This is a genomic window from Ralstonia sp. PBBBR1 (assembly GCF_002256165.1).
Lineage (GTDB): Bacteria > Pseudomonadota > Gammaproteobacteria > Burkholderiales > Burkholderiaceae > Ralstonia > Ralstonia thomasii.
In genome coordinates this window covers 550844-563766 of sequence record NZ_NKIL01000003.1, presented here as the reverse complement: position 1 = coordinate 563766, position 12923 = coordinate 550844, and the positions used below count along the sequence as shown (strand labels likewise).

8 protein-coding genes are annotated in these 12923 nt (G+C 66.3%); 3 read left to right on the top strand and 5 right to left on the bottom strand.

Annotated elements, in window-relative coordinates; all coding sequences use genetic code 11:
- Positions 1 to 256: 256 nt before the first annotated feature.
- A complete protein-coding gene (locus tag CFE42_RS06130; protein WP_004633115.1) occupies positions 257 to 1447 on the bottom strand; it encodes a M20 aminoacylase family protein in 1191 nt (396 codons plus the stop codon).
- 266 nt (positions 1448 to 1713) lie between these two features.
- Here CFE42_RS06130 and argE point away from each other — a divergent pair, with 266 nt between their 5' ends.
- Entirely contained in the window at positions 1714 to 2916 is a 1203-nt protein-coding gene (gene argE / locus CFE42_RS06125) for an acetylornithine deacetylase (protein ID WP_004633113.1), read from the top strand.
- Positions 2917 to 2968: 52 nt separating this feature from the next.
- On the opposite strand, the gene CFE42_RS06120 is transcribed toward argE, so the two are convergent.
- The 4 genes from CFE42_RS06120 to ptsP all read right to left on the bottom strand — a co-directional run bounded on the left by CFE42_RS06120 (position 2969) and on the right by ptsP (position 9532).
- Positions 2969 to 4126 carry an ABC transporter substrate-binding protein gene (locus tag CFE42_RS06120; RefSeq protein WP_004633112.1) on the bottom strand — a complete coding sequence of 386 codons (1158 nt, stop codon included), beginning with the start codon at positions 4124 to 4126 and terminating at the stop codon, positions 2969 to 2971.
- Positions 4127 to 4273: 147 nt separating this feature from the next.
- Positions 4274 to 5989, bottom strand: a complete 1716-nt coding sequence (locus CFE42_RS06115; RefSeq protein ID WP_004633109.1) for a fructose-specific PTS transporter subunit EIIC — start codon at positions 5987 to 5989, stop codon at positions 4274 to 4276.
- A 49-nt stretch (positions 5990 to 6038) separates the two neighbouring features.
- Positions 6039 to 6995 carry a 1-phosphofructokinase gene (gene pfkB / locus CFE42_RS06110; RefSeq protein ID WP_004633107.1) on the bottom strand — a complete coding sequence of 319 codons (957 nt, stop codon included), beginning with the start codon at positions 6993 to 6995 and terminating at the stop codon, positions 6039 to 6041.
- Positions 6992 to 9532 carry a phosphoenolpyruvate--protein phosphotransferase gene (gene ptsP, locus CFE42_RS06105; RefSeq protein WP_004633105.1) on the bottom strand — a complete coding sequence of 847 codons (2541 nt, stop codon included), beginning with the start codon at positions 9530 to 9532 and terminating at the stop codon, positions 6992 to 6994. The genes pfkB and ptsP overlap by 4 nt, the downstream gene beginning before the upstream one ends.
- A 216-nt stretch (positions 9533 to 9748) precedes the next feature.
- Here ptsP and CFE42_RS06100 point away from each other — a divergent pair, with 216 nt between their 5' ends.
- Together CFE42_RS06100 and CFE42_RS06095 are read left to right on the top strand one after the other, a co-directional pair.
- Positions 9749 to 10744: a LacI family DNA-binding transcriptional regulator gene (locus tag CFE42_RS06100; RefSeq protein ID WP_004633104.1), complete on the top strand. Its 996-nt coding sequence runs from the start codon at positions 9749 to 9751 to the stop codon at positions 10742 to 10744.
- Between the two features lie 82 nt (positions 10745 to 10826).
- Complete coding sequence (locus CFE42_RS06095; protein WP_004633102.1) at positions 10827 to 12923, top strand: molybdopterin oxidoreductase family protein; 2097 nt, start codon at positions 10827 to 10829, stop codon at positions 12921 to 12923.

Below are 12923 nucleotides of genomic sequence, written 5' to 3'. Positions count from 1 at the left end.
CATCCCGAACAGGACCGTGAAACGACTCCGCGCCGATGATAGTGCGGATTCCCGTGTGAAAGTAGGTCATCGCCAGGCTCTCCCCTCAACACCCCAGCTCTTACACAGAGCTGGGGTGTTTGCTTTTATGCACTGCTGCAACACGCAGCGATCCGCCGGCCAGACCCGGCAACCCCCTCCTCTGCTTCCCCCAATCGATCCCTAAAAAACAAAAAGCCTCCGTTAGGAGGCTTTTACGCATTCGCGAGCGGGCTGACTAGCTACGTGCCAAGAATTTCTCGACGAGGCGAACCCAATATGTCGCGCCCAGCGGCAGCAACTCGTCATTGAAGTCGTAGCTTGGGTTGTGCAGCATGCATGGGCCCAGACCGTGGCCTTGCTCACGATGGTCGCCGTCACCGTTGCCGATGAAGGCGAAGCAGCCTGGCTTCTCGATCAGCATGAACGAGAAATCTTCGGCGCCCATGGTCGGATCAATATTAGCGTCAACGTTATCTGCCCCGACGAGCTCACGCATCACCGCTGCCGCGAACTGCGTTTCAGGTTCCGTGTTCACGGTGGGGGGATAGTTGCGGTGGAAGACGAAGTCGACCGTGCAATCGTATGCGGCGGCGATGCCCTTAGAGACCTCTTCCATGCGGCGCTCGATCAAGTCGAGGACTTCGGTGGAGAAGGTGCGTACCGTGCCCCCGATCCAGGCTTCGTTCGGAATGATGTTGGTCGCATCGCCGGCATGGAACTGTGTGACGGACAGAACCGCGGTGTCGATCGGCCGCTTGTTGCGCGTGATGATGCCTTGCAACGCCGATACCACCTGCGCTCCAACGAATACCGGATCGTTGCCGTTATGCGGCAGCGCGGCGTGAGCCCCCTTTCCCTTGATCGTGATGCGGAACTCGTTGCTCGATGCCATCAGCGCGCCTGCGCGCGTACCGAAGGCGCCGACCGGCACCCCCGGCCAGTTGTGCAGCCCAAAGACGGCGTCGCTCGGGAATCGATCGAACAGGCCATCCTTGATCATCTCGCGTGCGCCGCCGCCGCCTTCTTCAGCGGGTTGGAAGATCAGGTTTACCGTGCCGCTGAAATTGCGGTGCTTGGACAGGTAATGTGCGGCGCCGAGCAGCATTGCGGTGTGACCGTCGTGGCCGCACGCGTGCATCTTGCCGTCGTGCTTGGAGCGATGCTCGAATTGGTTAGCCTCCGCAAGCGGCAGAGCATCCATATCGGCGCGTAGGCCGATACTCTTGCCTTCACCGTTGCGGATAACACCGACTAGGCCAGTCTTGCCCAGGCCGCGATGCACTTCGATACCCCACTCGGCGAGCTTGGCGGCGACCAGATCGGAGGTGCGCTGTTCTTCGAAACAGAGTTCGGGATGTGCGTGGATGTCGCGGCGCAGCGCCTGGATCTCGGGCTGCGCGGCTTGGATTTCTGGGATCAGCTTCATGAGGATGCTCGCGTTCTGGCTGAAAGTTCGGAATCGCATTCGATGATACGCCGAAGGGCGATTTTCGACCCGCCATCAGCCAATTGCTTGGCCCGCCCATGCAGTTCCGTATGGATTCGTCATGCGGTGACTTGTGCGCTCTCACATACAGACGAAGCCGAACGGCCGAAACGCCTACACTGGACGTCTGTCAATTGACCGCGCGCCGCCCTAGTCAGTTGCCCGTCGCGCTCCCGCGAGCACCACGAGACCGACCCGAGCCCATCATGTCTGCTGAAGCCATCGCTGTTGCATCGCAACCTTCCGACGAAGTTCTGCAATTGATCCGCACGCTGGTGGCATTCGATACCGTTAGCCGCAATTCGAATCTTGGATTGATCGAGTGGGTGCGCGATCGCTTGCGCGGGCAGGGCGCGGACTGTCGTCTGACCTATGACGCGACGGGCGGTAAGGCAAATCTGTTCGCGACGCTATCGCCAGGCCGCAAGCCGGGGCTGGTGTTGTCTGGGCATACCGATGTGGTGCCCGTCGATGGGCAGCCGTGGGATACGAACCCGTTTGATGCGCAGATCCGTGACGGCCGCCTGTACGGGCGCGGCACCGCCGACATGAAGAGCTTCATTGCCGTGGCGCTCGCGAATGTGCCCGCGTTCATGGCGGCGGAGGGCGACGCCAGCTTTCATCTTTCGCTGTCGTATGATGAAGAGATCGGCTGCGTCGGCGTGCGCAGTCTGCTGCGTGATCTCGAGGCGAGCGGCATTCAGCCCGCCGGTTGCATCGTTGGCGAACCCACGTCGATGCGCGCCATTATTGCGCACAAGGGTAAGCGTGAATACCGATGCTGCGTGCGCGGCAAGGAAGCGCATTCCGCGTTGACGCCGCAGGGCGTGAATGCGATCGAGTTTGCGGCGCTGCTGATCGCGCATATCCGCTCGCTGGCTGCGCGTCTGGCGGCGGAAGAGGCGCGCGACACCGCCTTTGTCGTGCCGCATACGACGCTGAATACAGGCACGATCAAAGGTGGTATCGCCACCAACGTGGTGCCGCGCGATTGCGAATTCACCTTCGATTTCCGCTACCTGCCGGGCATCGATCCGGATTGGCTGTTCGCCGAGGTCGAGCGCTATGCGCAGCAGACGCTGCTGCCGCAGATGCGTGAAATTTCTGCCGACGCTGACATCAACTTCGCCATGAAGGCCAACACGCCGGGCCTGTCGATTGCGCCCTCGCACGAGCTGGTGGCGCTGGCGCAAGCGCTGGCCGATAGCCGGAGTGCGGTTGGCAAGGTCGACTACGGGACCGAAGCGGGACTGTTCACGCACGCGGGCATTCCGACTGTGGTGTGTGGTCCGGGCAATATCGAGCAGGCGCACAAGCCTAACGAGTACATCGAACTTGCGCAGATCGCGCAGTGCGAAGCGTTCATGCGGCGGCTCGCACAACGGCAGCCGCAGTTGCAGCCGGCTTGAACGTAAAAAAACCGGGCACCTGGCCCGGTTTCTTTTTTTTAGGGATGCGCGTTCAGCGGATCACTTGCCCGTTAGAGTTGATGATCGTCATCTCAACGAACTTGGAGCCGACGTGGTTGGAGGGCGAGAAGTTCACGTTGAAGCCACCCACGTCGTAGTTGCCCATCGTCTCCAGCGCCCCGACGAACTTCTCGCGGGTCAGGTCGCGGCCCGCACGCTTGAGGCCTTCAACAAAGACGCGCGCAGCGACGTAGCCTTCGATGCTCCCGTAGTCGAAATCGGTAATGCCATCCGATTTGAGCAGCTTCTGGTAATCGCGAACCACGGGTGACGCGCCGCTATACGGATACGGCATCACCTGAGAGATGATCACGCCGCCGCCGGCCTTGCCGAGTGCGTTGGCGAGCGCCTTGGTGCCGACAAACGACACGTTGTAGAACTGGCCCGCATACCCCTGTTCTTGTGCGCCCTTCACGAGGGCTGCCACGGTCTGGTATGCGCTGATGACGACGACGACATCCGGCTTCTGCTCGAGCACTGTGGTGATCGCGCTCTTCACGTCGGTGGTGTTGCGGACGACGCTGGCCTGCGCGACGAGCGACACCCCCTTGTTTGCCGGCAGCTTGAGCGCGCGCTGTACACCGTCAAGGCCCGCTTTGCCGTAGGCGTCGTCGTTATAGATGACGGCAATGCGCTTGAGGCCCGTGGTGTGGATCTGCTGGACGATGGCGGCGGTTTCATCGTTGTAGCTGGCGCGCACGTGGAACACATTGCGCGCGAAGGGCTCGCGCAGCGCCGAGGCGCCGGAGTACGGCGCAAAGAACGGCACGCCCGCCGGGTTGGCGATCTTCAGCGCCGCCAGGCTGGTCGGCGTACCGACATAGCCAAACAGGGCGAAGACCTTGGTGTCTTCGATGAGCGTCTTGGTGTTGCGGGCAGTCGCATCGGGCTCGTAGAAATCGTCGAGCACCTTCAATTCGATCTTGCGTCCGTTGATGCCACCTGCGGCGTTGACGGCGTTGAAGTACAACTGGGCGCCGCGGTTCATCTGCTGACCAAGCTTTGCGGCCGGGCCGCTCATTGGCGCCGATTGGCCGACGATGATCGCGTCGTTGGTCACGCCCGTCTCGGCGTGCGCGCCGCCCGAAGCGATGCCGACGATGCCCGCTGCGAACATGGCCAGCAGCGCGGTGATTCTACGAGATTGCATTGCTCTCCCCCGAGAGTTGATTTGCTCGGCATCATAGCTAAACGGGCAGGGGAGGCAAACAGAATCGGGCCGGTTGCGTCGCTTTTGAGCGTTTTTGAGACAGAGAAGCCGCGCGATGTGCACGGCTTTCCTTCACACGGGGCCGTTTCAGGCGGCTTCCGCCACCCGCCGCTTCATCACTGCCAGCAGCACGGCGGTGACGACGGTGCCGGCAACCAGCGCTGCAACATAGCCGCCCAGGTGCGTCACCGCATTCGGGATCGGCAGCACGAACGCCCCGCCGTGCGGCACGCGCAGTTCCACGCCGAACAGCATCGAAAGGGCGCCCGCGCAGGCCGAACCCGCCACGAGCGCGGGAATCACGCGGAACGGGTCGCGGGCCGCATACGGGATCGCGCCCTCGCTGATGAAGGCGAGGCCGAGCACGGCGGTGGCGCGCGCCGCCTGGCGTTCGTCTCGCGTAAATCGCGACGGGAACAGCCATGCCGCCAGAGCGATGCCCAACGGCGGCGTCATGCCCGCGGCCATGGTGGCCGCCATGGGCGTGTAAACCTGTGCGCCGATCAGCCCCGTGCTGAAGGCATACGCAGCCTTGTTGATGGGACCGCCCATGTCGAAGGCCATCATGCCGCCCAGCAGCGCGCCCAGCGGTACCGCGTTGGCACCCTGCATGCCGCGCAGCCAAGTCGTGAGGGAGGCGAGCAACGCTGCAACCGGCGCGCCAACCACATACAGCATCACCAGGCCTGTCAGCAGGCAGCCGAGCACCGGCAGGATCAATACCGGTTTCAGCCCTTCAAGATTGCGCGGCAGCTTCAGCCAGCGGTTGAGCGCCTCGGTGCCATAGCCGGCGACGAAACCGGCCACGATGCCGCCAAGAAAGCCGGCGCCCAGGCTGGCGGCCAGCATGCCGCCGACCATCCCGGGGGCAATACCGGGCCGGCTGGCGATCGAGTACGCGATGTATCCGGCGAGCACGGGCACCATCAAGGCAAACGCCGACTTGGCTCCGATCTGGAACAGCACGCCGCCCAGCGTGTGGCTGGCCGAGGCGTCCGTCACGTAGATGCCGCCCAGGGCGAACGCCAGTGCAATCAGGATGCCCCCAGTCACCACGAAGGGCAGCATGAACGACACGCCAGTCATCAGGTGCTTGTACGGGCCAGTGCGCTGCTGTTCTGCCGCGGCGGCCGCGGGGCCCGCCAATTGCGCCGTCCCCGCGCCTTCTAGCGAGGCTTCGTCGAAGGCCCGGCGGATCAATGCCTGCCCATCGTGGATGGCCGCCTTGGTGCCGGCGCGGAAGACGCGCTTGCCGGCAAAGCGTGACAGGTCGACTTGCGTGTCGGCGGCGATCAGCACGAGGTCTGCGGTTGCGATGGCATCGGCCGACAGCGTGTTCTGTGCGCCCACCGAACCCTGCGTTTCCACGTGGATCGTGTGACCGAGCGCGCCGGCGGCCTGCGTGAGCGCCTCGGCGGCCATGAAGGTGTGCGCAATGCCGGTCGGGCACGAAGTGATGGCGACGATGCGTTGAGCTTGCGCGCCGGCTTTGGGAACGGGCGGGGCGTTGCCGATCATGCGGGCCAGTACGGCACGAGCGTCCGCGAGTACTTCGTCGAGCGTGACTTCAAGCGTGCGCGGATTGGCGTGGCGAGCCGCTGCGTCCGGCACGAGGCCCGCCCAGACGACGGCCTCGGCGGTGGCCAGCGCTGCCGTGTCGACGACCGAGACGGTGTCGGGGCCGCGCACGTCGACGTCGAGCTTGCAGCCGGATTCGCGCGCCGCGTGGCGCAGGGCTGCGCCGGCGAGCATCGCGCGGGTGGTGCGGCCGTCTGCACCGAGAATTGCCAGCAGGTTTGCCATGATCGGCTCCTTGAATGCGTTGAGCGTGTGGCGATGCGATGGTCGGGCGTCAGGCCACGCGCTGCATCTGGACGGCGGACGCGCGTTCGCGCACCTGCCCCGGGGGCGGGAGGTGCGGGCCCAGGCGCTGGAGCTTGCACGCGGCGAAGGCCACCGATAGACGCACGGTTTCTTCCATGCCCGCTCCGGCATGCCAGCCGGCCAGCACGCCGGCCACCATGGCGTCACCCGCGCCGACGGTACTGGCGGCGCGTACAGGTGGCAGGCTCGCTTGCCACGTGCCTTCTGCCGTGACGAACAGCGCGCCGTCCTCGCCCAGCGACACGATGACCTGCGCCACGCCGCGTGCCTGGATGGCGCGCGCCACGTCCACCGTTTCAGCCAACGTGGGCAGCAATCTCCCCGCCCACAGTTCCAGCTCGTGCCGGTTTGGCTTGATGGCCGTCGGCAGGGCTTCGCGCGGTGCCGCCAGCACCTGCGCCAGCGGTGCGCCGCTGGTATCGAGCAAGGTGGGGATGCCGCGGCGGTTCAGCCGGGCCAGCAGTTCCACATAGCTATCGGACTGCAAGCCGCCGGCCAAGCTGCCGCACAGCGCTGCGCCTGCAATGTCGGAGAGCGCGTCAATGCGTTCGCACAGCGTGTCGAAGTCGGCGGGCGTGGCGTCAATGCCGGGCAGATTGATGTCGGTGGTCTGTCCGTCTGCCTGGTCGCTGATTTTGATGTTGGTGCGATTGGTGCCGGGCACGCGGCAGAAGCCGTCGAGCACGCCCTTGCGCGCAAACAACGCTTCGAACAGTTCGGCATTGGCGTCGCCGAGGAGGCCCGTGGCGATCACCGGTACCTGCCAATCGGCTAGGCAGGCTGCCACGTTGACGCCCTTGCCGCCGGCCTGTTGCGTGACGCTGCGGCCGATGTTGACGCGGCCACGTTCAAGCCGCTCCAGGCCGATGGTCATGTCGATGGCCGGGTTGAGCGTGACGGTGACGATGCGCGGCTGCGTGCTCATGCGGCCATCTCCTTGCCACCGGCTTGCATCGGCAACGTGGTTTCCAGGTCGCGCACCTCCTGGGCGGAAGCGCAGGCCAATGCGCGTTCTGCGAGTTGCGACAGCGCACGGACGTGCGCCTCGCGTAGCCGCGCCTTGACCGGCGCAATATCGCGTGGGCTCATCGACAGCTCATGCACGCCAAGGCCTGTGAGCAGCAGCGCGCCGAACGGGTCTCCCGCCAAGCCGCCGCATACGCCGACCCAGCGCCCGCGGCGTGCGGCGCCCTGCACTGTGTGCTGGATCAGGCGCAGCACGGTTGGGTGCAGGCTGTCGGCCTCGGCAGCGAGGTCGGGATGCTGGCGATCGATCGCCAGCGTGTACTGCGTGAGGTCGTTCGTTCCGATGGAGAAGAAGTCGACGTGCTCGGCCAGGCGATCGGCCAACAGTGCGGCGGCCGGTACTTCCACCATGATGCCCAGCGGCACCGTCGGCGCGTCGAGCTCAGCGCGAATGCGCTCGCACGCGGCGCGCAGGGCGGTCACCTCCTCCAATGAGGTGATCATCGGAAACATGATCGACAGGGCAGTCGCCTCGCCAGCATCGCGGGCGGCCCGATAGAGCGCACGCAGTTGCGGCTCCATGAGGTCGGGGCGGCGCAGTAGCAGGCGCGCACCGCGCACGCCGAGGAACGGGTTGTCTTCCGTCGGCAGGTTCAGATGCGGGACCTGCTTGTCGCCGCCGATGTCCAGCGTGCGCACGATCAGCGGACGGCCGCCAAGGGCCTTGAGCATGTCGGTGTAGACCGCGTATTGCGTGTCTTCGTCGGGGGCGTGATCGCGTTCGAGGAACAGGAATTCGGTGCGCATCAGGCCCACACCTTCCGCGCCGAGCGAGAGCGCTTCGACCGCCTGTGCGGGCAGGTTGACGTTGGCGGCGATCTCCACCGTGTGGCCGTCGCACGTGCGCGCGGGCAGGCCTCGCTCCGCCTCCTCGCGCTGCGTGCGTGCGGCGTCTTCCTGCAGCCAGGCGCGGGCGCTCGCGATGCTGGCGTCGTCGGGATCGAGCACCAGACGGCCGCCCGTCCCGTCGATGATGGCTTGCGTGCCCGTCGCCACATCAAGCACGGCCGGGCCGGCGGCCACGACGGCCGGGATGCCCAGCGTGCGCGTCAGGATGGCCGTGTGCGACGTCGGACCGCCTTGCGCGGTGACGATGCCGATGATGCGTCGCGTATCGAGCGCCGCCGTATCCGAAGGCGACAGGTCCGCCGCCACGAGGATGCAAGGGCTCTCGGGCAGCGTTTGCGCTGCACTGCGCAGCGACGGGTCGATATGGCCGAGCACGCGCCGTCCCACGTCGCGCAAGTCGGCCGCGCGTGCCGCCAGGAGCGGATTGCCGAGCGCGCCCAGCCGCTCGGCCAGGCGTTCGACGGCCTGATGCCAGGACCACGCCACGCCGTGGCCCTCGACCATGGCCTGGCATGTCAGCGTCATGAGATCGGTGTCGCCCAGCAGTTCGGCTTGCGCCTTAAAGATGCCTGCTTCGGCTTCCCCCAGGCGGGCGGCCGTGTTGCGTGCCAGGGCTTCCAGTTCGGCGCGCGTGCTCGCCAGCGCCTGGTCCAGTAGATCGCCGCCGGTGGTCAGGGCGACAGGGTGATCAGGCACGGTCGACGCGCCGTGCTGGAGCACGTGGACGGGGCCGATCGCCAGCCCGGGACTTGCCGCAATGCCGCCGATGGTGGGCAACGCCGCGTCGGCTTGCCAGCCGTGCGCGGTCTGTCGGGTGCGGGCTGCCTGCGTGTCGCGCGCCGCCTGGGCACGTTCCTGCGCCGTCAGACCTCGGATGGTCTGCAGCAGCGCGTCGAGCGCGGCGCCGGCGTCGGGGCCTTCCGCAGAGAGCGTGAGCTTGGAGCCAACCGCAAGGCCCAATTGCAGCAACGCCACGAGGTTCTTCGCGTCGGCGGTTTCGTCGCCATGTCGAACCTGCACGCGCGCGGCAAAGCGGCGGGCGGTTTCGACCCACTGCGTGGCCGGCCGGGCGTGCAGGCCGCTCGGGTATTCCAGCGTCAAGGCGCGCTGCTCGGCGAGGTCGGTGCCAGGTGTGTCGGCGGCGGGCGCGGGTGCGTCGCTGGAGAGCGCGGCAACAAGTTCTTCAGCATTCTGCGTGGTGAAGAGATGCCGTAGGCGCGCGTCGTCATTCAGCAGCCGCGTCAGTCGGCGCAGCAGCGTGATGTGCTCGTCCGACTGCGCGGCGATGGCAAGTACCAGGTGCGTCGTCTGGCCGGGGTGCCACTCCAACCCTTCGGGAAACTGCAGCACCGCAATGCCCGTCTGGCGGATCAGGTGGCGGTCCTCGCCCATGCCGTGCGGAATGGCGACGCCGTGGCCGAGAAACGTGTTGGCCACGGTTTCGCGGCGCAGGAGGCTGTCGATATAGGCCGGATCGATGCAGCCGGCGTCGGCCAGTAATTGGCCGGCGGCGCGGATGGCGCTTTCCTTGTCGGTGGCGCGTTGCTGCAGACGGATGCGTTCGGCGCAGATCAGGGCGGAAGCCATGCGGCGGGGTCTCCTGCGGCTGCCGCGCTCCAAGGCCCGGCATGCGTGTCGTCAATGATCGCGAATTGAAATCGATTACAGTTCGAGTGTCAATGTGCAACGCGGCACAAAGTGACGTCTATCCCAATAATTACGGGGTTTTCCCTAGGCGTTTCGCGCATTGGTAGCTGAGCGGTCCTTCGCTATGATGACGCTTTCTTTGGAAACGATTTCAGCATGACGGTTCGAATCAAGGACGTAGCGGCGGCAGCGGGGGTGTCGGTAGCAACCGTGTCGCGCGCACTCGCTGGCGGGCCCGTGAGCGCAGAGCTTCGCCGGCGCGTCGATGCGGCGGTGGCGGCGTCCGGGTATCGGCCGAACCTGTCGGCGCGGCGGCTTCGCTCGCAGCAGGCGCAGACCGTCGGGCTGATCGTCTCGGACATCCGCAACCCGTTTTTCACCAGCGTCAGCCGGGCGGTGGAAGACGCGGCCTATGCCGCCGGCTTGCGCGTCATCCTGTGCAATTCCGACGAAGACCCCGAGAAGGAGGCGATGTACCTGCGCCTGATGGAAGAGGAGCGCGTGACCGGCGTGATCCTCTCGCCAACGCGCGGCATTGCCGAAGCCCAGCAACCCGTGGACCTCGGCTATCCGGTCGTGCTGATCGATCGTGCCGGCCCCACATGCGGCACCGATGCCGTCGTGCTCGACAACCAGCAGGCGGCGCAAGCGCTGGCCGAGCACCTCGCCGCGCAGGGTTACCGGCGTATTGGCGGCCTGTTCGGGCGGACGAGCAGCACGGGCGCTGAGCGTCAGGCCGGATTCGCGACGGCGCTGGCACGCCGCGGCATCACCGCCGAGGCGCGATTCATTCTGCCCACCGCCGAGGCAGCGGAGGCCGAGACGCTGGCGTGGCTGTCCGGCGCGGAACGTGATCGCCCCGACGCGCTGGTCGCGAGTAACGCGCAATCGCTGCTCGGCGTGCTGCGTGCGTTGCGGCAGCTTTCGCTGGACGTGCCCCGCGACCTTGCCGTGGCGGGCTTTGACAACGAGCCCTGGACGGAGCTCGCCGGCCCGGGCATCACCGTGATCGAGCAACCGGTCTACGACATCGGCCGCATGGCAATGGCGATGCTGCAGGAGCGCCTCGCGCAGCCCACCTTGCCGACGCGCCGTGTGCTGCTCACGGGGCGGCTCGTCACGCGCGGCTCCACGCCGCTGCGAAGCACTTAGCAGGCGATTACAATTTCCGGATACTCGCGGCGGTGCGACAACGCCGACATGCACCCGCCGCCACCCACTCCGGAGCCCCCTGATGTCCACCCAAGTCATCCGTGCCGCCTGCCCGCACGACTGCCCCGACACCTGCGCCTTGCTCGTCACCGTCGAGGACGGCCGCGCCACCCGCGTGCAGGGCGACCCGGACCACCCGACGACTGCCGGCGTGCTGTGCACCAAGGTCAATCGGTATGCAGAACGCACGTACCACCCAAACCGCCTGTTGACGCCGATGAAGCGTGTGGGCGCCAAGGGCGAGGGCAAGTTCGAACCGATTTCGTGGGACGAGGCCATCGACACCATCGCCACGCGCCTGGGCGACATTGCTGCGCGCAACCCGGAGGCCATCCTTCCGTACAGCTACGCCGGCACGATGGGCCTGGTGCAGGGCGAAAGCATGGCCGCGCGTTTTTTCCACAAGCTGGGCGCGTCGCTGCTGGATCGCACGATCTGCGCATCGGCCGGCGCGACGGCGCTGCGCTACACGTATGGCGCGAGTCTCGGCATGGATATCGAGCACGTGCAGGACGCCAAGCTGATCCTGATCTGGGGCGCCAATCCGATCGCATCGAACCTGCATTTCTGGACGCGCGCACAGGAAGCCAAACGGCGCGGCGCCACGCTCGTCGCCATCGATCCTTATCGCTCGCTGACGGCCGAGAAGTGCCATCGCCATCTGGCGGTGCGCCCTGGTACCGATGCGGCGCTGGCGCTGGCGATGATCCACGTGTTGATCCGCGATGACCTGCTCGACCACGACTACATCGCCAATCACACGCTCGGTTTCGAGGCGCTCCGTGAACGCGCGCAGCAATACACGCCGGAATATGCGGCGACGCTGTGTGGGCTGGACGCGGCGGATGTCGAGTGGCTCGCCAAGCTGTACGGCACGACCGTCGTGCGCGACAAGCAGCCGGCGGCCATTCGCCTGAACTACGGCATGCAGCGCGCGCATGGCGGCGGGCAGGGCGTGCGCGCGGTCGCATGCCTGCCGTCGCTGGTGGGCGCGTGGCGGGATGCAGCGGGCGGCCTGCAACTATCGACGTCCGGTTTCTTCCCCATCGACAATGCGAAGCTGCAGCGTCCTGACCTGCTGCCGAGCTGGCCGGCGCTGCCCCGCACGATCAACATGAGCACCATCGGCGATGCGCTGCTGCATCCGGGCGATGCGTCGTTTGGCCCAAAGGTCGAGGCGGTGGTTGTCTACAACAGCAACCCCGTGGCGGTGGCGCCGGACTCGCGCAAGGTCGCCGCCGGCTTTGCGCGCGAAGACCTCTTCACGGTGGTGCTGGAGCACTTCCAGACCGACACGGCCGACTACGCCGACATCCTGCTGCCGGCCACCACGCAGCTCGAACATGTCGATGTGCACAAGGCTTACGGTCACACCTACGTGCTGGCCAACAACGCTGCCATCGCGTCGATGGGGCAGTCGTTGCCGAACACGGAGATCTTCCGTCGCATTGCCCGGCGCATGGGTTTTGACGACGCCTGCTTTGCCGACTCGGACGACGATATCGCCAGCCAGGCCGTGCGCCGTGACGACCCGGCCGCCGCGCACATCGACTGGGCCACGCTCAAGCGCGACGGCTGGCAGAAGCTGGCGCACCCCGCCGCGCCGCTGGCTCGTGGCGGCTATCGCACGCCGTCGGGCCGCTGCGAGTTCTATTCCGAGCAGATGGCCAAGGACGGCCTTGACCCGCTGCCCGGCTATGTGCCGCCGCATGAGTCGGCGGTCAGCACGCCTGAGCTGGCGAAGCGTTATCCGCTGTCGATGATCTCGCCGCCGGCGCGCAACTTCCTGAACTCGACCTTCGTCAACGTCGACAGCCTGCGCAGTACCGAGGGCGAGCCGCATCTCGATATCCACCCCGACGACGCGAATGCACGCGGCGTTGTCGACGGCGAGCTTGTCCGCATCTTCAATGATCGCGGCACCATGCAGGCGCGCGCCCGCGTGACCGACCGTGCGCGGCGCGGCGTGGTCGTCGGCCTGTCGATCTGGTGGAAGAAGCTCGCGCCCGACGGCACCAACGCCAACGAGCTGACCAGCCAGCGCCTGACCGACATGGGGCGCGCGCCCACTTTCTACGATTGCCTGGTCGAGGTCGCGCCGTTGGCACAGGCCGCCTGA